Consider the following 24761-nt stretch of genomic DNA (forward strand, 5'->3'; position numbering starts at 1 on the left):
ACAGCCTCTTTGCTATTTAAATATTCTTGTTTTACTATTTCACAATTAACTTCGCTGTAAACAATTTACGAGAATGTATTTTTAGGATATAAACTCCTTTTGGTAAATCTTGGTTTATAAGAGAGAACTTATTGTTGTTTACATTTTTTGTAGCGTATAATAATTTTCCTTCCATATTATAAATTTCAATTTCATCAATAGGATATTCCGACTGAATAAAAGTTTCCGCACTACTATTAGTAGGATTTGGATATACTTTTAATCCATTATCAATTTTAAACTCGTCGTTACCTAGAGAACTATCAATTACTTCAAAAGAAACTCTGTTTGATACTTCGTTATAAGAATCATTGGTAAACATTACCAAAAAGTAATTTCCTTTTTCGGTAGGTAACTCTGTGGTAGCAATGGCTTTAGTTCCTTCCGAAAGTCCTTCAAAATAAGTATAACTCACCAATGGCTTTTCGTTAGGATTATCGCCTTCATGGTAAATCCCCAACCAATCTTTTACAATTCCTGGAGCATCTGTCCATGAAGCTGTAATTTGTTCGCCAAGATCATATACAGGTTTATTAATCCATAATTCGGTAACCACAGCACCCACTTTAAAGAATACTTTATTTCCGATAGCATTAAAACTATCCTGCAAATAGTATTCTGCATAATAATATCCTTTTGGTAAGTTGTTAAATGATTTCGTGTCTGCAACTGTGGTAACATATTGCCAACTTGTAGACGTAACACCTGATCCTGGATTTACTCCCATTCTGTATATACCAATCCAATCTTTTGCCAATTGTGGTCCATTAGTATAATTAACAACTATTGGTGTTCCTACAGAATATTCAGTATTATCTGTAGTTAATACAGGAACTGGTCCTACATAAAAATATTTTCGTGGTGCAATTTCCGTATAACCTCCATTAGAGAATATTACGGCATAATAACGTCCTTTATTAGCCAATCCGCTTGGGAAATTAATAAATCCGCTTGGGCTACCATTAGTATATTGCCAAGTTAGCGATGGTGTCGATGATCCCGGTGTTTGCCCCTCTTTATACAATCCTATCCAAGTTTTTGTACTCGCTGGTGCATCAGTAAAATCAACTTTAATAGGTGTATTTTGCGAATAAGTTAACGCATCGGTAACAATCTCTGTATTCACATTATTACTTCCTGTTACAGTAAATGCTTGAGTATCGCTCCAAGGAGACCATTCCAGATTGCGGTCTCTATATCTTAATTTCACATAATACTTACCATTAGGAAGCGAGTTCGAAGCTAGATCCATCTTGGTAATATCTACACCCAGATTTATATCAAGAGTTGAATCTTTTTGCGTTTTATACTTTCCATATAAATTTTCGAAATCGCGATATACTTCTTTTTTAATTATATCAAATGTTGGCGTTTGCGAAATTAAAAACTGACTTGTGTTTAGTAACTCATTCGTTGTTGTACTATATGCCGAACCTGATATTGTTAAAGGTAAAGTAACATTTGCAGCAAAAGTATTTGTGATTGCTGGCTTTACTGGTGCAACTTTGTTTTTATACCTATGGAACTCGTCCATTAATTGGTTATTTTTCCATTTATCAACGCTTCCGATAGAATAACTTTCGATATCCATTTTACCGTTTGTAACATCAATATCTACAATTTGGTAAATCCAATTGCATATTGTTTTCTGCACATCTTCAAAATCTTGTTCTGTAGATGATCCCCAATATTGATCCCAAGCTGTTCCGCCAGAAATAATATTGTAGGTAGGTGTGTTTTTTAATTGTCCTCTGTGATACAAATGATGGTGTGCTCCAATATGCATAGAATATTTTGGAGATGTTACCAATAAAGGAACGGCCGTATTACGAACCCATGTAGAGATATCCCCAACATATTGCTCTGCCTGATATGGTCTGTGGCTAAGAGAAAAAATCCACTCTACGGTATTATCAGCATTTGCAGCAGCAAGAACCTGTTGTAACCATGTTAACTGTGCAGCTCCTGTATGTTCTGAACTTAAACTGATAAATAAAACATTACCTGCTTGTTGTGCATAATAATTTTCTGTTCCTGATGAAATTCCTTTATAGGAAAGCTCACTGATATAAAAATGATCGTAATACGAATTCATACCTAGTGTTCCATACGTTTCATGGTTTCCTACTGTAGTCTGAATTGGTATATTACCAGATAATCCTCTGTTCTTCTTGAAGTGTACGTTTTCGTAATGATCTAAAGTTCCTACGTCAACTTGATCTCCAACCATAAATGTCATCGAAATATTATCTTCTGGAGACAATTTAGCACCCCATTTTTGTTTTATTTTTCTTTTTGCAGCCGATACTAATGAATCGTAACGAGGTACAGCTTTTAACTGATTATCTCCCATAATCAAAAAGCGAATATGTCCATCGGCAGTAGCTGCTTGCCCAGGATTAGGCAATGTTTTAAAGGAATAAACGGTAGACACATCTGCACCAGTTTTTATTCGGTAGTAATATTTTGTGTTTGGCGAAAGGTTCATCAGTTTCGCGCTGTGGTAAAAATAATTCCCTGGGTAACCTGAATCTGTAAAAACATTAGTGTTACCTGTAACTGTAACATTAAGGGAAGATTCGGTTGTTCCGTATTCTACAATAGTTTCTGGATTGCTTTCTGTTTTCCAGTTAACATAAATAGATGTAGGGGTTGCATTTTGTAAATAAGGAAATAGTTTTTGTGCTTGTGCAGTAAAACCTATTCCTAAAAGGGATAATAGTAAGTAGAGTTTTTTCATGAGTTGTTGTTTCGTTGTTAGACGAAGCAAAAGTATTCTACCAAAATGCAAATACTTTTAAGACAACATTACCCTTCTTTTATCTTTACTTCTCTTTATTGTAAAGTTAATAATACTTAAAAAGGGTACGCAGATGAGACGGATTTACTAAAGTAAAGACGCGGATAAAAACAGATTTCTTAAAATTATAAAAAGAAAAAAATCCGTCCCGACGCTTCGGGATCGCGTTTTCGCCTTGGCGAATCCGTTTTATCCGCGTCCCTTTTTAAGTTAGAGAATCTTATGCAGTAACAGCTTTTTTCTCTTTTCCGAAAGAAATCCATGTTGCTTTATGCCAAATATATTCTAATGGTCCTTGTTTGTGTGTTTTTAACCACCATGTACAAAATCCTAATTGTAACAGAAACAAAATAATACCTATTATCAAACCAAATGTTGCGCCTGTATATTGGTATAATCCTAAACCAAAACGGTAGTATATAAACGACCCTAAAATAGATTGAGAAAAATAACTTGTTAAGCTCATTTTTCCGAATGGGATTAATTTTATCAGAACTTTATTTATAGCTTCTTTTTGATATAACAACACAAATGTGCTTACTAAAACAACCATAAAGGAAACATTAGACCAAGATGTGAAAATGATTAATAAACTATTTACTATGTCTTTGTTTGCTATAAGTACTGGCAAATATGTTTTGAATGCAAATAGCGGAATGAATAATATTATAGCATATAGTAATGCTTTTTTCCAAAATGCAATACTAGCTTCCGAAATAACAAAAAGCTGTTTTCTTCCTGCAATCATTCCAAACATAAACAATGCTGGTGCCTGAAAAAATCTTCCGTTTTCCCATGACCAAAATACTGATGCCCATCTTCCTATTGATATATTCCCTACTGCGTGATCTACAAATGAATTACTCCCAGTTAAGTAAGTATACATATCTCCATAATAAGCATTTGATCTATTAGCTGGAAGTATATAATCTGGATTAAAAAGTATATTAAAAAAGTTAAACCATTCCATCGGAAGCATCAATAAGAAAGTCGCTATTATTAATACATATTTGGTATTTAAATTACAAACCGGAATTAATATTAATCCTAAAACGGCATACATCATTAATATATCGCCTGAGAAAAATAGTGTATTTACTAATCCGAAAACAAATAGTATGGCTAGTCGCCAAACATATCTCCATCTAAAATCATTTCCTTTTTTACGCTGATTATCGTATTGAATAAAAAAACTAAAACCGAAGAGTAGTGAAAAGATTGCATATGATTTTCCTGCAAAAAGAAAGAATAATGTATCCCAAATTATCTTGTCTAATACCTTGATGGGCTCTGGTAAATATTCGGGCAAATAATAAAAATCAAAGTGTTCTAAATTATGAAGTAACATAATCGCCATGATGGCTAAACCTCGTAATGCATCTATGACTTCTATACGGGGAGTTTTTAAACTAAAAGCATTTTCTGACATAATATTTTAAGGATTAATTTATAGTATATTAGCTCAAATATAATTTTATTTCGCTAAAATATACAATCGAATTCTTCAATTATAACGGGGTCTAACAGTCTAATTTTCAATTATTCTCAACTATTTTTCATAAAATTAAAAATCAAATAATAAAACATTTTACAGGAATTATATAACGTTGTTTTTATGGTATTTGTTAATTTCACAATAAGACAATAATGATTGTCATTTTTAATTAATTTAAAAACACAAAATCATGAAAACTAAATTATCTACAATACTAGTCGCTTTAATTATATCGTTATCACTTACTAGTTGTGAGGCTATTGAAGGTATTTTTAAAGCAGGAATGGGTGTCGGTGCTTTTGCTGTAATTATTGTAATTGTTCTTATAATTTACCTAATTATTAAAATATTTGGTAAGAAATAATAGAATAAAAAAAAATCCCATTTGCCGCGGCAAATGGGATTTTTAAAAAGATATTTTTTAAGTATTAAGAATACATTTTCACTCTTAATTCTTGTATTTTTTCATCATCTAGATATTCATCAAATGTCATATAACGATCGATAACTCCATTTGGTGTAAGCTCTACTACTCTATTACCTACAGTTTGAGCAAACTCGTGATCATGTGTTGTAAAAATCACTGATCCTTTAAAGTTTTTTAGTGAGTTGTTAAATGCTGTAATCGACTCCAAATCTAAGTGATTTGTAGGCTCGTCTAGCATTAATACATTGGCTCTTTCCATCATCATACGAGATAACATACAACGTACTTTTTCTCCTCCTGATAAAACTCTACTTGTTTTTAAAGCTTCTTCTCCTGAAAAAATCATTTTCCCTAAGAATCCTCTAATAAAAACTTCGTCACGCTCTTCTTCAGTTTTTGCCCATTGACGTAACCAGTCTACCAATGTTAAGTCATTCTCAAAAAACGAATGATTCTCTGCTGGTAAATAAGCTTGATTTGTTGTGATTCCCCAATCAAAAGTACCTTCGTCGGCTTTTTGATTGTTATTTAAAATTTCGTAGAATGCTGTTGTTGCACGTGAATCTTTAGAGAATAAAACAATTTTATCTCCTTTTGCCATATTCAAATCAACACCTTTAAACAAAACATCTCCTTCTATTGAAGCGCTTAAGTTTTCAACATTCAGAATTTGATCTCCTGCTTCACGATCCTGATCAAAAATAATTGCAGGATAACGACGGCTTGAAGGTTTAATCTCAGAAATATTAAGCTTACTAATCATTTTTTTACGAGAAGTTGCTTGTTTAGACTTAGCAACGTTGGCACTAAAACGACGAATAAATTCTTCTAATTCTTGTTTCTTTTCTTCTGCTTTTTTGTTTTGTTGTGCACGTTGTTTTGCTGCTAATTGGCTAGACTCATACCAAAACGTATAGTTTCCTGAGTAATGGTTGATTTTACTAAAATCGATATCTGAAATATGTGTACAAACCGAATCTAAAAAGTGACGGTCATGCGATACTACAATTACTGTATTTTCATAATTTGCAAGGAAGTTCTCTAACCAAGCGATTGTTTCAAAATCCAAATCGTTGGTAGGCTCATCCATGATAAGTAAATCTGGATTTCCGAATAAAGCTTGCGCCAAAAGGACACGTACTTTTATTTTTCCCTCTAGATCTCCCATTAATGTATAATGGTGCTCTTCGGCAATACCTAAGTTAGACAACATCGAAGCTGCATCAGAATCGGCGTTCCATCCGTTCATTTCTTCAAATTGAACTTGTAACTCCCCTATTCTATCTGCGTTTTTATCGTTATAGTCTAAATAAAGTTCATCCATTTCTTTCTTAACTGCGTACAATACTTTGTTACCCATAATTACGGTTTCAAGTACGGTATGCTCATCGAACATGTTGTGGTTTTGGTTTAAAACCGACATACGTTTTCCTGGCTCTAAATGGATATGTCCTGAAGTAGGATCCATTTCGCCTGAAATTATTTTAAGAAAAGTTGATTTTCCAGCACCATTGGCTCCGATAACTCCATAAATATTTCCGTGAGTGAAAGTTGTATTTACTTCGTCAAACAAAATTCGTTTGCCAAATTGTACCGATAAATTATTGACTGTTAACATGAATGTCTATATTAATTAATTTTGTGCAAAAGTAGTGAAAAAGGTTCAGAGGTACAAAGAAACTAGGCCGCTAAGTTTTTTTAATATGAAAATAGCTAAAATTGTTTTACCACAGATTAGAAATATTAAATGGATTACAAAAGAAGTTAACCACAAATTACACGAATTTTCACAAATTCTTTTATTGAGAGTAAAGACTAAATCTATATTACTGCTAGCAAATGCTTAATTTTTAGCCGCAAAACAGCCCCAATATTGTCATCCTGACGAAGGAAGGATCTCCGCTAGTAGCTCGACAAATATTATGGAGTTTCTCGTGGAGATCCTTCCTTCGTCAGGATGACAATGTAGAGGAAAAGCTTTGCGAACCTTGCGTAATTCTTTGTGCCCTTTGCGGTTAAATTTTACAATTCACTTTCTTTCTCCAAAGCCACTTCTAAGCTTTTATAATTATTTAAAACTTTGGTAATTAATCCTTCTTTGTTGATGATGAAATGTGTGGGGAAAGCATTTAACTGCAACGTTTCATTCATATAGATTTTCATATTTGGAATAACGGAATATGATAATGGTTTTCTAGCCAAAAACACTTTTAATTGTTCGGGTGTATCTTCTGCCAAACTCACAAAGAGAATATCTTTTCGGTCTTTATATTTCTCTGCCAATTTATTTACATCTGAAAATTCTTTGATGCATGCTGCACAATGAATATACCAACATTTTATTACTATAATTTTTCCTTTCATCGTTTCGTTAGAAACCAGATTTCCATTTAAATCCTTAAAAGAGAATTTAGGGAAAGAAGTATTTTCCATTTTAAAATTCTTATACGCATCAAAAGCTTCTTGGTTAATTGTTGCTTTTATACTTGTATCAGAATTGGGATTTATTTTAAATAATTTATAGTAATAAATGGCATCATCCGATTGTAATCGAATAGGAATATTATTTCCATTTGCTAATTGATCTAAAAAAGTCTCTTTTGGTATTTCTCTCGAAAGGGTGTCTAGCGCAACAAAATCTCGAGAAAGCATTATGTTTTTACTCTGATATGTCCACCAACTGCTGTAGTCTTTCTGGATTTGTAATGGATCAACTTCTGGATTTCCGTATTTTGTTTGGGCGAAAGAAAGTGTAAAAAATAAAAATGTGATGATACTACTAATCGATTTCTGCATGAGTTATTTAAGATACAATTGAGCTTCAAAAGTAAAAAATTAATCTTAAAACATTTTTAATTAGATTTACCTATATTCGTTAAAAATTCTGACTAAAAATGACATTCCCCTTTCAATTTGAAATCTTTGAAAAAACATTTTACTGGCATTTTATATTTGAAACATTAGCCTTTTTTGTTGGCATAAGAATCTATTATTTTCTAAAAAAAAGAATTCAGGATCCCATATCAGATACGAATCGTTTGATTATTATGATTGGTGCCATGATTGGCGCTTTAATAGGATCAAGAGCAATTGCTTTACTTGAAAATCCTTCACAAATTGCTCATCAGACTTTTTTAACTTTATATCAAAATAAGACTGTTGCTGGCGGATTTTTAGGTGGGTTAATGGGAGTTGAATTAATTAAGAAATGCATTGGTGTAAAAATCGCTTCAGGGGATTTATATGTTATTCCAATTATCGTATCTTTATTTATTGGTCGAATTGGCTGTTTTTCAATGGGAATCGCTGAACCTACCTTTGGTAACGAAACTACTTTTTTTACAGGAATGAATTTAGGCGACGGATTAAAAAGACATCCTATTGCCTTATACGAAATGGTATTTATGGTTCTGCTTTTTATTTTTTTTGAAAAGATAAAAAGTAAAAAACTGATTAATGGTGATCGATTTAAACTTTTTATGGTTTTATATTTTCTCTTTCGATTTTTGATAGAATTCTTAAAACCTTACGAACCTTTATTTCTTAATTTAAGCAGTATTCAATGGAGTTCTATATTTATTTTTGGATACTACTGGAAATTTCTTTGCCGAATATTTGCCTTTAAAAACAATTAAATTTTTACTTTATAATATAAAAATATTTTAATGAAAACTCGCGATTATATATTTTACGACTATACCAAAAGCTTGTGCCACCACTGTCTGGCTCTTGTAGATACTAAAATTGTATTTCAGGATGACAAAGTCTGGATGCTGAAACATTGTAAAACGCATGGCGAAATGAGATCTATGATTGCAGATGATGTCAATTATTACAAGCAGTTGCGCAATTACAACAAACAGTCTGAAATGCCATTAAAATTTAATACAAAAGTGCATTACGGCTGTCCTTATGACTGCGGATTATGCACAGATCATGAACAACATTCGTGTTTAACAATTGTAGAAGTTACAGATCGATGTAATCTCGCCTGCCCTACTTGTTATGCAAGTTCGGCTCCTAATTATGGCAGACATCGTACTTTAGAAGAAATTGAAAAAATGTTTGATACTGTAGTGGCAAACGAAGGTGAACCAGATGTGGTTCAGATTTCTGGAGGTGAACCTACAGTACATCCTGAATTTTTTAAAATTTTAGATATTGCCAAAAGTAAACCTATTAAACATTTGATGCTGAATACAAACGGTATTCGAATTGCAAAGGACATTAAATTTGTAGAAAAACTAGCTACTTATATGCCTGATTTTGAAATCTATCTGCAATTTGATAGTTTTAAACCCGAAGTATTAGAAAAATTAAGAGGTGAAGATTTAACTGAAGTACGCAAAAAGGCAATCGAACATTTGAATCTATTTAATATTTCGACCACATTAGTAATCACACTTCAAAAAGGAGAAAATGACGACGAAATTGGTCAGATAATTGAATATGCATTAAAACAAAAATGTGTGCGTGGTGTTACTTTTCAGCCTACTCAAGTTGCTGGACGAAATGACAATTATGATGATGTTTCAGGAAGAATAACATTAACTGAAGTTCGTAGAAAAATTTACGAACAATATCCTGTTTTTACTCCACAAGATTTGATTCCGGTTCCTTGCAATCCTGATGCTTTATGCATGGCTTATGCACTTAAAATTGATGGAGAAGTATTTCCTATGACACATTTGATAAATCCAGAAGATTTATTGAATAACTCAAAAAACACAATAGTTTTTGAGCATGACGAAAAACTAAAAACCCATATGCTGAATTTATTTAGTACTGGTATTTCTGTTGATTGTGCCGAAGGTGAATTTAGCGAACTAATGTGTTGTTTGCCAAGAGTTCAATCAGATACTCTCAATTACAATAACTTATTCCGAATCTTAATTATGAATTTTATGGATGCTCATGATTTTGATGTTAGAGCCGTTAAAAAATCATGTGTTCATATTGTAAGCGATAAAATGAAAATTATTCCATTTGAGACTATGAATTTATTTTATAGAGATAATAAAATTGAAAAAATTAGAGAAAAATTAAATGTTTAATACAACTTTTAAAATATGGAAGGTTTAATATTTATTGGGTTTCTTCTTGTAGCTATGTTTTTAATTGGTCTTGGTGGTTTAATCTTTAATAAAGAAAACAAAAAATTCTTCTTGACTCTTTTGTTAATTCCAATAATCATTGTCGTAATAGGATTTGGGACGTGTGTTGTAATAATGAGCAATTGATAATTTTTGATTTAAAATCAGACAAAAAATAAAAAGAATATGGGAGAGTTTTTAGTTTTAATTGGAGGATTAACAGCTTTTATAAGTGTGATGGCTTTTTTTATCGGAATTGGACGTTTGATCTTTATAAGTGATGATAAAAAACTTTCATTAAAAATTATTTTATATTCCATAATAGCCTTTGTAATTGGCTTTGGAACCTGCGCTGCAAATTTTTCTTTAGGCAGTATGCATTAATAAAAAAAACCTGGCACTAAGTGCCAGGCTCATAATGATTTCCTCTAGGTAAAAACCAAATAACAAATTACCTAGATTCAATACATTTATCCAAAATATGAAAAATCAAATTAAAAAATAAATAACCAAACTCAATTTTAACTGCCCCAATTTTTCATTTTTTTGAATTCTTAAAATCTTAATTTAAAAAGTTCATTACCTTAAATGATTTTCTGTTTCCAGATTTATCAGTAACAACTACTATAAATAATTGTTTGGTTATGAAACTTCTGTTTTCAAGCAACAAATTGTTACTGTTTTGTATGTTTTCGTAACTTAATATCGATTGTCCGATTGTGTTATACACCTCAACTTTACCGATATTATTTGCTTCGTTAGATATTGCTAGTGCATTATCTTTAAAGTATGCAATTGTTTTATTGCTTGTTACTTCTATCTTATCTTCTGCTTTTATTTTAGCAGTTTGTGATGCAAAATAAGCCGCATATGCTTTAGACAATTCAGATGAATTACCACAAGAAGATGCATCCCAGTTTACTGACCAAGTCATTAAACCTCTTAAAGAAGGATATGGTCCGCCTGGCTGCATAGTATAGGTTCTTCCTGTAAAAGTAGTTCCAGTTCTTAAGTAATGCATAGCATTAATTCCTTCTGTCGGCGTTAAATAACCGCTACCTGCTGCACTTGGACAAGCTGGTAAGGCAATAAGAACTTTTGAAGCTGGTAAACCATCAAAACGCATTCCTGTTGTAGCAATGTTATACCCTTTTATAATCATATCTGTTAGGGCTGTTACCATGTTTGATTTCTTAGCTGAACCATAATATTGACCATCTAATCCGTTTTCTCCGCCTGTATTATACAATTGTACAGCTAACAAATCTAATTCGTTACGCAAGTTTTGAATGATTGGCAGGAAGGAACCAAATGTATCATTATAGGTAGAATATCCTCCTTGTACATATTGTGTTTCTGGAGCTGCAGTTAATAAAAATCCAGGTCCATAGTAAGCTTTTAATTCTTTGAAAGCATCTACTACATTTTTTAATCTTGGATAAGCAGAAATACCCGCATAAGAAATATCTCTTAAAGCTCCTGCATTAAAATTCATCGATCCACCTTCAAAATCAATATCAACTCCATCAAATTGATACTCATCAATAATTGCTTTTAGACCATTAACAAAAATATTTTTTTGAGTTACATTGTCTAAAACAACATGGCCATTTTGACCTCCAATAGAGACAATAACAGGAACTCCGCTATCTCTTAAGGTTTTTATATCATTTTTCAATAATTGCTTATCGAAAACACCATTGGTCAAATATCTAGTGTCATTTGTAGTTAATACTGGTGTATAACCATCACGATTAACTGTTTCTACAAAAGAATAATCAACTACGTTAAACTTACTTCCCACCATTTGAGAAAAATATAAAAATGGAGCACCAGCATTTTCCCAAGAATGTGCATATCCTAAAAGAACTTTAGCCGGAAGTGGAATGAATATTCGTGTCGAATTAGTAATAGTAATCGATTGATTTAATAATTTTTCACCTCCTGCATTATCTATCGCTTTTACTATTAATGAATATGTTACATAAGCATTTGGAGTAAATGTATAGTTGTATGCATTTCCTGTGCCTTTTGTCATAGGAAAAGAAGTTCCGTTTATGCTTACCGAAACGCTTGCAATTGTACCATCGGCATCTGTAACATTAACACTTAGTGCCACTGGTTGGAAACCTGAAGGCTGATTAATTGTTGTCGTTGCTGGTGAAACCCAAGCAATTACCGGCAATGAATTAGGACAAGTTGTTCCTGAACATTGTAAAGAGAATGCTTTTGTATTTTCTGCCGTTGTACCACTTGACGCCGTAACAGTTGCTTTCAAGGTATAATTTTTGTTGAAATCTGCCGCAACTGGTGTCCAGTTTGCCACATATTCCGTTCCTGAAAGTGCTGCAGTAATATTTTGCCCGTTGATGTTAAATACAACTGACGAAATCGTTAAGCTAGCGTCTACACTTGCAGTTGCTTTCAGCTGAATCGCTGTTCCCAGAGCAATCGCTACAGTTGCAGCTGAAGGAGCTGTAATGGTAACCTGAGGTGGTGAAACTGTATTTGTATTAAAGTTATAAACCTGAGGCGTTGTTGGCATAGCAAAGTTTACCAGATTATTTGGAAAATATGCAGTATTATTATTTTCCCAACCATTCAGTTTTAAACTTAAAACTTGTGTATAACCTGCTGTAACTGTATTATCGTAGCTAAAAACTCCTTGTGCATCTGTTGTTGCAATAACGCTTTTCCAGTTGTGTGTACTATCTGTCCAAGGCACAACTAATTCTACTTTGGCTCCTGATACTGGAGTTGTTCCATTCTTAACTGTTCCGCTAATTATAGTACCTGGTGCAACAAGCTCTTGAGTAACACTTAAAACTTTACTCTCTACTAAGCTTTTATCAACTGTAGTCACTGATGGAGTTTTAGTTTCTGATACTGCAACTACTTCGCTCGGTACGCTTTCGCCTGCAACTTTTAATGGCGCTACTGTTCCTGTACTAAAGTCATAGACTTGTGATGTAGCTGGAATAGGCAAGTTTGTAAGATTAGAAGGTGAATAAGTAACGTCATTATTCTGCCATGAATTCATTTTTAAACTAGCGATGATTGTATATCCTGAGAATATTGCATTATCAAAACTATATTTTCCTTGCGCATCTGTAGTAGCCAGAAAACTAGCATATGGATGTGCATTATCTGTCCAATTAAAAATTAATTCTACTTTGGCACCTGCTACTGGATTTGAACCATTCTTAACTGTTCCGCTAATTTTACTAGCTGGAGCTGCATTTTGTGTAAAGTTTAAAACTTTACTTGCCGTAAGATTGTTATATACCGTAGAAGCTGGTGAAAATGTTACTCCTGCTTTAGCAATTGTTACTGTATAGTTTGCTCCCGAAGGTAAATTAGCAATACTATACGCTCCTGTGGCACTAGATACTGATGTAAATGTTCCTGCTGTAGAAGTTGCTGTAACTGTTGCTTCAGAAACTGCTGTTGCTCCATTCATTACGCTTCCGCTAATAGTATAATATACCGTTTGAGTAAAATTCAAAACTTTGTTTTCACTTAAAACTGAATATACTGTAGATGCTGGCGTAAATGTTACTCCTGTTTTTGCAGCTGTAACTGTATAATTAAGTCCTGCTGTTAAAGCTGTAACAGTGTATGCTCCGCTTGCATTAGTAACTGCAGTAAATGTAGTTGTTCCTGCTGTTGCTGTAACTGTTACTCCCGAAACTGCTGTAGTTCCGTCTAGTACAGTTCCGCTAATAGTATAAAGCGGTTGTGTTCCCTGAATAACAACGTTGGCTTGGTTTGCAACAAGATTTGTTAATGTTACTGACGTAAAAGTATAGGATGCTTTTAAAGCTGTAACAGTGTAATTTGCTCCTGAAACTACATTGTTAAAAGTATAATTTCCATCTGTAGAATTAACTGTTTGAACAATTGCATTGGTAGCATCTTTTAGCTGAACTGTAACTGCTGGCACTAAATTTGTACCATTTTTTACTGAACCACTTACCGTTAATGTTCCGATAACGGCAGCACTAAAAGTAGTATTTACTTGACCCAATAATGCATTAGGTATTGCTCCTCTGGTATCTTGAGATAATTCCCAAATCATACCTCCTCCTAAGTTTTTGGATTTAATATACTCTGCTTTTAACTCCATCGATTGTTTATCTTCATAACTAATAAACTGATGTAAGGAAGCATTGTATAGGTAAGGAACTTTGGTTGCATTATCCCAATATCTTACCCATCCTGCAGATGCTGCTGCTGGAGTAACCAACATAGTGTTTGGGTCTAAATAAGGATGTGAGTTTGTTACCGGATTACCTACTAAATCGCAAATCTCGATACTTCCTGATTTTTCGCAAGCTGCGGGACCATCCCATGTTCCTGTTGGATTTTGCGGGTTTGTACATCCTGAAACTGCATCTCTTGGTGCTGTAACAAATAATCCTGGCATATTAGGCACTGTATTAGTTGTTCCAACATTTTTAAATATTTTTCCGTAAAAAGGCAATCCCATTACTAGCTTATTAGCAGGAATACCGATAACATTTAAATATTGGTTTGTTAACTCATCTAATGATTCTGATTGAGTTGCATTGTATAACGGATCATTTGTATTTCCGCTTGGATATAAAGGGGCATTGTAGCATGTTTTGTCATACCAGTTTCCTCCAAAATCATATCCAAAATAAGTGATATAATCGCAATAAGTCGAAATATCTTCTGTCATTCCGTATTGTGCTCTATTGTTTGGGCCTAAATATTGTGCTCCTACTTTTCGAACATTATTACCTGCAGCAATTGTAACTAATTTATTAGGCATTGCTTGGCGCATTGCTTTTAATAAATAAACTAAATTCTTGTTATCATCCGGACTGTATTTTTGAGGAGGTATTGGTGCTCCATTAATAACTTCTGTCCCGTCAGTTCCTCCAGAAAGGGGATATTCCCAATCGATATCAAATCCATCAATAAAAGGATAAGTTACCAAGAAATTAGCCATATCTGCCGCTAAAGCTGCTCTGGCAACTGGGCTTGCAGAAATTGGTGAAAGATCTTGTCCTTTTGTCCAACCTCCTACGGAGATTAAGATTTTTAAATGTGGGTACTTTTGTTTAAGTTTCATTAAATCATAAAAATTTCCTTTTACAGGAGCGTCCCACGGTATTCCGCCTTCCATATGCTCAAAATCAGCATAGGTATCCAAACATTTTAATTTGGTATTTTCTGGGTGTGCCGGATCAAAAGTGGTTCCGTAAAAAGAATAATTTAAATGGGTTAATTTACTTCCGTCAATTTTGGGGACATTAAAATCCCTAGCATAAATGGCCCATTGAGCATAGTATCCGACAACTTTTTTATTATGTGCTGGTTGGGCAAATAATACAATCGGAAACAAAAATAATAACAGCAATCTGTAATAATGTTTCATAATTAATAAATAGGTTGGTTAATAAAAAATAAATATCCAATTTGGATCAAATGATAGATTGGTAATACAAAAACCAAAAATCACTCTAAACAAATGGTAATCGCTAACTCTGTTACATTGACGTAACTGAATCATTTTTAAATTAAAACAGATAAACTTGGGGCTTAGCAATCTTAATTGTAAATCTTTATTATATTTTAAATTTTAATATCTATTTTATCATGGATTCGGTATTCTAAAAATATCCAAACCGAATCTTTACCATAATTTATCTCTCCTGGAAATTCCAGAAGAGATAATTAAATTACTAATTAATTATGGCAACTAAACTTCAACTAATTCAATTATTAATCTAACACAACTTTTAATCTTACTCTATATTAATTTTTTTAAACTTTCATATACTGCTAACTCTACATCTCCATAATCTTTAGAGTTACATTTCTCTAATAATTCATTTAAAACTGCTGGTGCAACTGTTGCTTTATTATCTAAAACATTTACTAATTGCTGTGATAAATCACTAAGATTACTAGCAAGTGGTAAAATTGGCTGAACCAAAGGAGCATTTTCACTCAAACTTGTTAGGCTAGCTTTTAAACCAATCCATTTATTTAAGAATGAAGTTACTTTGGCTTTATTAGCGGCTGATTTGTCTGCTAAATATTCTTTTACAACTGTATCAAAAGCAATTGCATCTGAAGCATCTGGTGTACATGCATCTGCAAAAAGTGTAAATGGTGAATATGTTTGATATTCCACTCCTCCTTTATTTCTCTTATACCCTTTAAGAGGCTCGCATACATTAGAGAAATCGCTTAAAGCTGTAATGTTTTGATTATTTGCAATATTTCTTAAGATTACATCTTTGTTTCTAATATGTGTAATTCCTAGTTCTTCTAGTCTAAATGAAACAACTGCTAATCTTCTGCGCATGCTGTTTAAATCTGTAATATCTTCTGCAGACCATAATCTTTCGGCTATTGCTGCTGTTCTTGGCCAAAGTCTTGAATCCATGGTTAAAGGCGTTACAAGTTCTGTCCACATTGTAGCTTCTCCTCCTAATACTCTTGCTTTTTCTTCTGGGGTAAAGTTTGCACTTTTAGGTAATGGATCGTTTAAATAATGTGCTTCTACTCCTTGAACTAAATCAATATAATAACCATTGGATAAAACTGTTTTATAACCATTTTTTACAGATTCTGTTAATGATTTTCCAACTGCAACTCCTTCATTTGGTCCTCTCCATGCATGAATAATTGCATCTTTAGACATGTCTTTTGTCATAATCTCTTCCCAACCCATCAATTGTTTACCATGTTTTTTAAGCATCGGAACTAATTGCATCGTAAAATAAGTTTGCAAATCATGATTGGTTACTAACTTATATTTCTTTTTAAACTCTTGTATTTTAGGGTTTGAATCCCAGTCTTTACCTTCGTTTTCATCTCCTCCGATATGAAAGTATGCACCTGGAAATAATGGGCATGCTTCATCAAAAATCTCGCTTAATAATTGGTAAGTTTTAGGATTAGATGGATCTAATGTTGGGCTAAAAATTCCTGCATTACGCTCTATACTATATGTAGAAACTACTGCTGCTTTTGCACTACTCTCTGAAGTTCCATTAGATATATTTACTACTTTACTTCCTATCTCTGGGTAAGCTGTTAAAATAGCTGATGCATGACCCGGAACATCGATTTCTGGCACGACCAAAATTCCTCGCTCATCAGCATATTTAACAATGTTTTTAATTTCTTCTTGTGTATAATAAAATCCATCTGAAGCTAAATCTGTAAGTTTAGGATGTTTTTTTAATTGTATTCTCCATCCTTGATCATCTACTAAATGCCAGTGAAAAACATTCATTTTCATAGCAGCCAATGCATCAAGGTTTCTTTTAACAACATCTACTGGTTGAAAATGTCTTGCAACATCCATCATTAAACCTCTCCATGTGAATCTTGGAAAATCTGAGATTTGAGAAACCGGAAAGTAGTAAGACGTACTATTGTTTTGTAACATTTGTAACAACGTTTCAAGACCATGTAAAGCTCCTAAATCACTTGTTGCATTAATTGTAATTTTATCTTGCTTTATATCAAGATGATAACTCTCGTCTTCATATAAACCAATTTTACCACTTTTAGTGCAATTTATTTGTAATTGTGCTGTAGGTGCTGAATTAAGTTTGGTCAAAAAATCTTGCTCAAAAAACAATCCTGTTCTGCCGTCTAATCTTCTTAAAAAACGAGTTACCCCGCTAAAAATTCTTGGATTAGGATTTCCTGTAATATTTATTCTAAAACCTTTAGTTAAAGCAAATGTACCCTCGGATAAATTTATTGTTTGTGGCCATGGCATAAGGTTTAATTGCTCTTTTTTTATTTGAGCATTAGCTACTATACCTGAAAATAATAAAATCAATATATATTTCATATTTTTTGTTGTAAAAGAGTCTTTTGCAATCAATACATATTGACTTAAAAACTCGGATAAAAACAAAACTCAGAATAAAACCTAATTGAACCTCTTTATCACCAAGGTATCACTCTGAATTTTGTAACTTAAATTATTCTAACTCGTGTAATCTTTTAATAATCAAAACGTTTAAAGGCTTCGATTGCTTCATATTCGGCAAGTCCTAAATCATCGTATAAAATCGCTGTATTTTTATTACGATCTTCAGCTCTTACCCAAAACTCTCTAGAGTCGTTTCCTTGAAACATTACTCTGTCTTTTTGTGATTGGTGGTATAAAATAGCGTGACGTTTTAATAATACTTCCGATGGGCTTAATGGTACTGCCATGTCTATCTCATGAATATCCCATTCGTGCCAAGCTCCTCGATACAACCATAACCAACAATCATCCATGAATGGTTTTGGTTTTAATTCTTTCATTGCCGCAAATATGGCGTTCAGACATACTTCGTGTGTGCCATGTGGATCTGCTAGATCTCCTGCTGCAAATACTTGATGTGGTTTTATTTGTTCGATAATGTCCTTTACAATTGCGATATCTTCTGGACCTAACGGATTTTTCTTGATTTGTCCTGTTTCATAAAATGGAAGATCCAGGAAATGGGTATTGCTATCTTTTAATCCAATATATCGTGTAGCGGCATAAGATTCTCTTCTTCTTATTAATCCTTTTAGTTTGCGAACTTCTAACGAATCAATCTGATTCTCTGATTTATTGTTCAAAAACTCTATTACTGATTTAAAGTTTATTTTGGTATCTGCATCTGTTATAAAATCATTACTTACTTCTGCAAATTTTAATGCCTCATCATCGGTAACGGCAATATTTCCTGAGGTCTGATATACTACATGTACATCATGCCCTTGCTTTATTAATTTTGAGAATGTTCCTCCCATAGAAATCACATCATCATCTGGATGTGGACTAAAAAGGATAATTCTTTTCTTGGCTGGATTGGCTCTTTCTGGACGGTGTGAATCGTCGGTATTAGGTTTTCCTCCTGGCCATCCTGTAATGGTGTGTTGCAATACATTGAACATATTAATGTTCAAATCGTAAGCTGAACCTTCCTGAGCCAATAAATCGGACATTCCGTTATTGTTATAATCTCTGTCGGTTAATTTTAAAATTGATTGTTTTGTTTTTTGGCATAGCCAAACAATCGCTTTACTTTTTAATTCCTGATTCCAAATACATTCTCCTACCAACCATGGTGTTTTAAAACGGGTTAATTCAGATGCTGCCGATTGGTCCAGAACAAATGTTGCATTGCCATGATTTTGCAAAAAGGTTGCAGGAACTTCTGAACTGATATCTCCCTGAATGGTTCTCTTGATGATATCGGCTTTGTTTTGTCCCCAAGCCATTAGTACAATTCTTTTAGATCTGAGAATTGTAGATACTCCCATTGTAATGGCCCTTTTTGGCACATTATCAATTCCGTTAAAATCGGAAGAAGCATCTACTCTCGTTATATGATCTAAAGTAATGATACGTGTTCCTGAATTTATGTGTGAACCTGGTTCGTTAAATCCTACGTGTCCGGTACGACCAATTCCTAATAATTGGAAATCGAGTCCACCAGCATTTTTAATATTCATTTCATAATCAATACAATATTGATTTAACTCTTCGATTGCAACGGTACCATCTGGAATATTAACATTATCCGGATTGATATCGATGTGGTTAAAAAGGTGTTGATGCATGAAATGGTGATAACTCTGATTGTTTTCCCTTGTCATCGGATAGTATTCATCCAAATTAAAAGTTACAACATTGCTAAAACTTAATCCTTCTTCTTTGTGCATTCTAACTAATTCTTCATATACTTTTATAGGTGAAGAACCAGTGGCTAAACCTAGTACACAAGATTTGTTCTTTTCTTGTTTAGATCTAATTAGTTGTGCAATTTCCTGCGCAACAATTATTGATGCTTCGGTAGAGTTCTTAAAGATTTCATTGTGGATTTTTTCAAATCGTGTTTCTTCAAACTTCCCAGCACTTTTATAGCTAATGTCAGGTTTAATTTCTATAGCACTTTTCATTTTATATTTTTTTATACTATTATATAAAGACATGCGTGTTTAAAAGTGGCATAAGTAATTTTCATTACTTATGCCACTTACACTCTTTTTTAAAAAATCTGTTTTTAATTAAAAGTTTGGACCTGTAGTATCCCACCAAAGTCTAGTTGCTCCATTATCTGGACCTCCAAGTTTTGCAATTCCTGTTTGAACACCTCCGTTATTAAGTGCTTTTTCAGAATCTGCAAAAGGTAGCCTTCTAACACCTAAATTAGTATCGATAATACCTCCACTTTTATTATTAGATATTGGAAACAATTTCGGATAACCTGTTCTTCTAAATTCAGTCCAAGCTTCTTGTCCCTCAGGAAAATTAGCAATCCATTTTTGAGTGATAATTTTCTGTAATTTAATTTCATTAGATGCAGCCTCATCCCAAGCTACTGTAACTTTATTAACTGCTGCAATACTATTTTGACTTGCTATACGGTCAACATAATCTTTGGCCATTTTTGTGTTATCTGCTAAATAACTATCAGCTCCAGATACCCCAACTTGTTCAAATGAAGCCTTAACACCCAATTCATATAACGTTTTAGCATCTCCTCCCATGTTCCAGCCTCTTAAAGCACCTTCAGATCTTAAGAAATAAACCTCAGCAGTAGTCATCCAAACATTTTCCCCCGTTCTTGCAACTGCTCCAGTTTGTGAAGTCCCATTATACATGGTATTACTTGGATACTCAATACCTGTTCTTACTCCAACATATTTATCAGGAAATTGTACCGATTTATCAAAATATTTTGCAATTCTAGGATCATCATACCCAGTCAGTATAGATTCCATATCAGCTCCCATATATAAACCATCCCAAACATGACTAATTACATCAATAGGGTTAAGATTTTGTGGTGATTTTATCTTCATAACATCATCATTTGTGTTCATAACTCCTAATTGATGATTAACGGCTTTTTCTGCCTCAATTTTAGCCAAAGCCGGACTAACTTTAGCAATACGCATAGCTAATCTTAAACGCAATGAATTGGCATATTTTACCCATTTTTCATAACTTCCTTTATAAGCAGACAAATCCGTTTTCTTAAATTGTTGCTCTTCTCCAGATTTTACTCTAGCTGTTAAATCTGCTACTGCTATATCTAACTCTTTGAACATTTGATTATAAACTTGCTCTTGAGAATCATATCCAATTGGAACTGTAGTTTTTCCATATTCAGAGTAAACAACAGGTCCATACATATCCGTTAATCTTTGCATTGATGCAACTTTCAATATTAACGACCATGAATAAAACTGATCTGCAGTACCTTTGGATGCTACACCAATTTTTCTAATATTCCCCATTAAATTAAGATAACCATCATCCCAAGCCGTACTAGTCCAACCAGAGTTCAAAGCATAATCGTGATTATTAAAGGCTCCAAATATAACTGGTGTAGTCATGTAGCCCGACCACATGTCTCCTTGTAAGTTTTGTTGAGTTTGATACTGCCAAGTAACGTCAATAATTAAAAATCTATTAAAAATTGGAGCAAATAAACTTCTAATATGATTATTATCTTGCATTAATTGCTCTTCACTAAATCCGTTAGGATTAGTATTTATCTCCTCGAAACTATCTGAACAACTAAATGTTGCCAGTAAAGAGAAGCATATCGCTGTTCTTTTTATTTTATTTGATATCATGATTTTATTAAGATTAGAAAGTGAAATTTAAATTAAGACCTATACTTCTTGTAGATGGCAAGCCATAAATATCTACACCTTGTAAACCTTGACCAGTACTTAATGCAATATTTGGATCAAAAGGTGCATCTTTATAAATAAAAAATAAATTTCTCGCAATCAATGAAACACTTGCTGATTGTAAAAATGGAAGTGATTTAGGATTAAAAGTATAACCTATAGAAACCTCTCTAACACTCACATTTGTAGCATCATATACATATTCACCTGTAGCTCCGTTTCTACCGGCAATATTAGTATAATAAGCTTGTGCATCCATTGTAGTAATAGGCGCACCTGTTACAGCGTTAACACCATTAACTTTAACACCTCCAGCATTTCTAGCATCTCCTGTTGCTTTTGAAACTCCATTGTAATCATTTATTGATTCTGTTAAGCTTAAAACATCCCCTCCAAAACGACCATCAATTAATATACTTGCAGTAAATGGACCATATTTAAATGTATTTGAAAGACCTAGCATAAAATCAGGGTTTGCATTACCAACTTCCTCAAAACCAGGATTTCTTTGTACAGTTCCGTCAGCATTAATCAATATTCTACCTTGTGCATCTTTTTTTAAGTTAATTCCTTCAATTACACCAAAAGGTCTACCTTCTATTATAGAATATCTGTAAGTATTATTTCCAGAAGGAGTTAAGATAATTTGACCTCCCTCAGTCGGTATATCTTTAACTAAATTTTTATTTTGAGAATAATTTACTGTTGCATCCCAAGAAAATTTATCAGCTCTAACGATTCCTGCATTTAAAACAACCTCAAAACCTTCGTTTTGAATTTCTCCTGCATTAAGTGCGAAGTTACTAAATGACTGTCCACTTGAAGTTTCTGCAGGAACTTGTATTAATTGATTTTTAGTTTTTGATTTGTAATATGATAACTCAAATCCTAATCTATTATTAAACATTCTCCATTCTGTACCTAGTTCAATTTCAGATTTTAATTCTGGTTTTAAAGTTTCACCTGCTCTAGGTCCAACTCTTGGTATAGTTACAACACCTCCAATTACTGAATAAAACGGAACAGTTAAAGTAGCAGGAATATCATTACCAACTTGAGCATAAGTAGCACGCACCTTACCAAAGTTTATAAAGCTAGGTAATGTTGTCATTTCACTTAAAATAGCACTTAAACCAACTGATGGATAAAAGAAACCTAAATTATCTGTATTTACTAAAGTAGATGACCAGTCGTTTCTTGCAGCTAAGTCTAAATATAAATAATCTTTATATCCAAAAGTAGTTGTAGCAAAAACTGATTGTACTTCTCTACTAGACCCGTTTTGTGCGTTTAAGAAATTATCTGTAAAGTTTCCTAGTGTAAACCAGTTTGCTTTAGATAATCCTTCTCCACGACCTGAATCTAAAACATATCCATTTGATTTAGAATTATTAAGACTAATCCCAAATGTAGAATTGAACGAAATACTTTCAGAAAAACGTGTATCTATTTTACCTAACAAATCAGCATATGTTTGTGTTGTTGTTACATTCGTGTTAATATACCTTCCTGTTATAGGAACAAGTGCAGTATTTGACGTTGCAAACATTTTTTTCTCAAAACCATTCTCTGAACGATTATAACTGAATCTTGAAGTTAAATGAAACCATTTTTTAATTTCATAATCCAAAGCAATAGATCCATTAAAGAAATTACTAACATCCTCTGACTTATTTCTATTAATTAACCAATAAGGATTTTGATAATATTCTGAAATCTGAAAAGGATAATTTTGCGCCATAAGGTTTCTTACTGGGTCATAAACCTCAAATGTCTTTAAATCATTAAAATTTGTCCCTCTTGGATGTTCATAAACACTTGTTAAAGGATTAAAATATAATCCATTGATAGGTCTATTATCTACATTTTGTACAATATAGTTACCAGTTACTGCAACATTTAATCTATTATCAAAAAATGATGAAGTTTGGCGAATACCAAAATTATTCTTTCTAAGATTGTTTCCTGGCATTACACCAGAAGCGGTAGTATTTGAATAAGTAAGAGATGTAGATGCACCATCAGTCCCTTTACTAAAACCAAATGATGTAATTTGAGTAACTCCTGTTTCAAAAAAGTCTTTCACATGATCATCAGTTTTTCCAGCTGCACCCCAAGTTAAAGTTGATCCTGGAGCTGCTACATAATCTGTTTGAAATTTTGGTAAATAAGCAGCTGTTTCGAATGTAGTTACAGAATTAGCTGTAAATACTTCTTTTCCAATTTTAGCTTTTTTAGAAGAAAGCAATATTACTCCATTTGCACCTTGGCTACCATATAATACTGATGCTGCAGCTCCCTTAAGAACTGTCATACCTTCGTAATCGTCAGGATTAATAAGCGAAACAACATCTCCTCCATCTTTATTACCACCCGCAGTATCTCCAAAAGCATCATTTGGCTGTCCTCCACCTGCATTAGACAATGGAATACCGTCTATTACATAAAGAGGTTGTGTATTAGTAAATGAAGAATTCCCTCTAATTAACACTTTAGTAGAACCTCCTGTACCTCCTGAACTTTTAGTAACTGCAACACCCGCTATTTTACCAGCAATAGTATTAATAACGTTAACATCTCTTACTCTGGTTAACTCCTCAGCTTTTAGTTCCTGAGTAGAATAAGTTAAAGATTTTTTTGCTTTTTTTATACCCAATGAAGTTACAACAACTTCATTCAAAGCATTAGAAGCTGCATTCTTTAACTGAACATTAATTGTAGTAGCATCACCAACTACAATATTTTGTGTTTCTAAACCTACATAAGTAAAAACCAAAGTTTGGCCTTTCTGAGCATCAATAGTGAAAACACCATCAAAATCAGTAACAGTCCCTTTTTGTCCCCCTTGCACTGCAACGGAAGCCCCTGGCAACGGCATTCCATCAGAATCTGTAATCACACCTTTAATATTTTTTACTTGTGCAAGCGAAACCTGCGCCGTAAAAACAATCATAAAGATTAAGAAAATTTTTTTCATGTTTATTTATTTTTGTTAGTTATGGTGTAAATTTATTCTTAAGAGATTGTTAATAAAAATAAATTATACCAACAACAACAAACTTTAAACAAACGACATAAAATAATCAATAATACGTTATACGAAAACGTTTTCCTTGTATGTATTATGATGTATTTTGTATTTTTTTTAAAGCTTAATGTAAAAAAAAGTTGATTTCATTAACTAATCATTTAAAGTCATAAAAAACTTTTTTATCACATCTT

At 33.0% G+C, this 24761-nt stretch carries 13 protein-coding genes; 4 read left to right on the forward strand and 9 right to left on the reverse strand.

Features of this window, described 5'->3' with window-relative positions; translation table 11 throughout:
• Positions 1-34: 34 nt before the first annotated feature.
• Positions 35-2779 (reverse strand): fibronectin type III domain-containing protein, encoded by a 2745-nt coding sequence (locus OA93_RS08480; RefSeq protein WP_039112743.1) that lies wholly within the window; start codon positions 2777-2779, stop codon positions 35-37.
• A 280-nt stretch (positions 2780-3059) separates the two neighbouring features.
• Positions 3060-4268, reverse strand: a complete 1209-nt coding sequence (locus OA93_RS08485; RefSeq protein ID WP_039112744.1) for a DUF418 domain-containing protein — start codon at positions 4266-4268, stop codon at positions 3060-3062.
• A gap of 256 nt (positions 4269-4524) precedes the next feature.
• Between OA93_RS08485 and OA93_RS25000 the strand changes: the two genes are divergently transcribed.
• The gene (locus OA93_RS25000; protein WP_165572094.1) at positions 4525-4698 is read left to right on the forward strand and encodes a hypothetical protein; all 174 of its coding nucleotides are present in this window, start codon (positions 4525-4527) and stop codon (positions 4696-4698) included.
• A gap of 64 nt (positions 4699-4762) precedes the next feature.
• On the opposite strand, the gene OA93_RS08490 is transcribed toward OA93_RS25000, so the two are convergent.
• Together OA93_RS08490 and OA93_RS08495 are read right to left on the reverse strand one after the other, a co-directional pair.
• Positions 4763-6379, reverse strand: coding sequence for an ATP-binding cassette domain-containing protein (locus OA93_RS08490; RefSeq protein WP_039112745.1), 1617 nt, complete (start codon positions 6377-6379; stop codon positions 4763-4765).
• A gap of 404 nt (positions 6380-6783) precedes the next feature.
• Positions 6784-7557 (reverse strand): TlpA disulfide reductase family protein, encoded by a 774-nt coding sequence (locus OA93_RS08495; protein ID WP_039112746.1) that lies wholly within the window; start codon positions 7555-7557, stop codon positions 6784-6786.
• A gap of 98 nt (positions 7558-7655) precedes the next feature.
• On the opposite strand from OA93_RS08495, the gene OA93_RS08500 reads away from it, so the two are divergent.
• The 3 genes from OA93_RS08500 to OA93_RS08510 all read left to right on the forward strand — a co-directional run bounded on the left by OA93_RS08500 (position 7656) and on the right by OA93_RS08510 (position 10238).
• Complete coding sequence (locus OA93_RS08500) at positions 7656-8396, forward strand: prolipoprotein diacylglyceryl transferase family protein (RefSeq protein WP_039112747.1); 741 nt, start codon at positions 7656-7658, stop codon at positions 8394-8396.
• A gap of 30 nt (positions 8397-8426) precedes the next feature.
• On the forward strand, positions 8427-9815 hold the full coding sequence (locus OA93_RS08505; protein ID WP_039112749.1) for a radical SAM protein: 1389 nt from the start codon (positions 8427-8429) through the stop codon (positions 9813-9815).
• Positions 9816-10040: 225 nt separating this feature from the next.
• Positions 10041-10238, forward strand: coding sequence for a hypothetical protein (locus OA93_RS08510; RefSeq protein ID WP_039112750.1), 198 nt, complete (start codon positions 10041-10043; stop codon positions 10236-10238).
• A gap of 178 nt (positions 10239-10416) precedes the next feature.
• On the opposite strand, the gene chiA is transcribed toward OA93_RS08510, so the two are convergent.
• The 5 genes from chiA to OA93_RS08535 all read right to left on the reverse strand — a co-directional run bounded on the left by chiA (position 10417) and on the right by OA93_RS08535 (position 24516).
• Positions 10417-15258, reverse strand: coding sequence for a T9SS-translocated chitinase ChiA (chiA, locus tag OA93_RS08515; protein WP_039112752.1), 4842 nt, complete (start codon positions 15256-15258; stop codon positions 10417-10419).
• Positions 15259-15633: 375 nt separating this feature from the next.
• Complete coding sequence (locus OA93_RS08520; RefSeq protein WP_039112936.1) at positions 15634-17700, reverse strand: family 20 glycosylhydrolase; 2067 nt, start codon at positions 17698-17700, stop codon at positions 15634-15636.
• Positions 17701-17855: 155 nt separating this feature from the next.
• A complete protein-coding gene (nagB, locus tag OA93_RS08525) occupies positions 17856-19793 on the reverse strand; it encodes a glucosamine-6-phosphate deaminase (RefSeq protein ID WP_039112753.1) in 1938 nt (645 codons plus the stop codon).
• A 108-nt stretch (positions 19794-19901) separates the two neighbouring features.
• Entirely contained in the window at positions 19902-21479 is a 1578-nt protein-coding gene (locus OA93_RS08530) for a RagB/SusD family nutrient uptake outer membrane protein (protein ID WP_039112754.1), read from the reverse strand.
• 13 nt (positions 21480-21492) lie between these two features.
• Positions 21493-24516 (reverse strand): SusC/RagA family TonB-linked outer membrane protein, encoded by a 3024-nt coding sequence (locus OA93_RS08535; RefSeq protein ID WP_039112755.1) that lies wholly within the window; start codon positions 24514-24516, stop codon positions 21493-21495.
• Positions 24517-24761: the final 245 nt, after the last annotated feature.

The organism is Flavobacterium sp. KMS, assembly GCF_000813005.1.
Classification (GTDB): Bacteria; Bacteroidota; Bacteroidia; order Flavobacteriales; family Flavobacteriaceae; genus Flavobacterium.

Excerpts from the sequence above, each read along its gene's own strand:
- OA93_RS08520 (WP_039112936.1), bottom strand. The coding sequence starts at position 17,700 with ATGAAATATATATTGATTTTATTATTTTCAGGTATAGTAGCTAATGCT.
- OA93_RS08485 (WP_039112744.1), bottom strand. The coding sequence starts at position 4,268 with ATGTCAGAAAATGCTTTTAGTTTAAAAACTCCCCGTATAGAAGTCATA.
- chiA (WP_039112752.1), bottom strand. The coding sequence starts at position 15,258 with ATGAAACATTATTACAGATTGCTGTTATTATTTTTGTTTCCGATTGTA.
- OA93_RS08535 (WP_039112755.1), bottom strand. The coding sequence starts at position 24,516 with ATGAAAAAAATTTTCTTAATCTTTATGATTGTTTTTACGGCGCAGGTT.
- OA93_RS08530 (WP_039112754.1), bottom strand. The coding sequence starts at position 21,479 with ATGATATCAAATAAAATAAAAAGAACAGCGATATGCTTCTCTTTACTG.
- OA93_RS08510 (WP_039112750.1), top strand. The coding sequence starts at position 10,041 with ATGGGAGAGTTTTTAGTTTTAATTGGAGGATTAACAGCTTTTATAAGT.
- OA93_RS08495 (WP_039112746.1), bottom strand. The coding sequence starts at position 7,557 with ATGCAGAAATCGATTAGTAGTATCATCACATTTTTATTTTTTACACTT.
- OA93_RS25000 (WP_165572094.1), top strand. The coding sequence starts at position 4,525 with ATGAAAACTAAATTATCTACAATACTAGTCGCTTTAATTATATCGTTA.
- OA93_RS08480 (WP_039112743.1), bottom strand. The coding sequence starts at position 2,779 with ATGAAAAAACTCTACTTACTATTATCCCTTTTAGGAATAGGTTTTACT.
- OA93_RS08490 (WP_039112745.1), bottom strand. The coding sequence starts at position 6,379 with ATGTTAACAGTCAATAATTTATCGGTACAATTTGGCAAACGAATTTTG.
- OA93_RS08500 (WP_039112747.1), top strand. The coding sequence starts at position 7,656 with ATGACATTCCCCTTTCAATTTGAAATCTTTGAAAAAACATTTTACTGG.
- OA93_RS08505 (WP_039112749.1), top strand. The coding sequence starts at position 8,427 with ATGAAAACTCGCGATTATATATTTTACGACTATACCAAAAGCTTGTGC.
- nagB (WP_039112753.1), bottom strand. The coding sequence starts at position 19,793 with ATGAAAAGTGCTATAGAAATTAAACCTGACATTAGCTATAAAAGTGCT.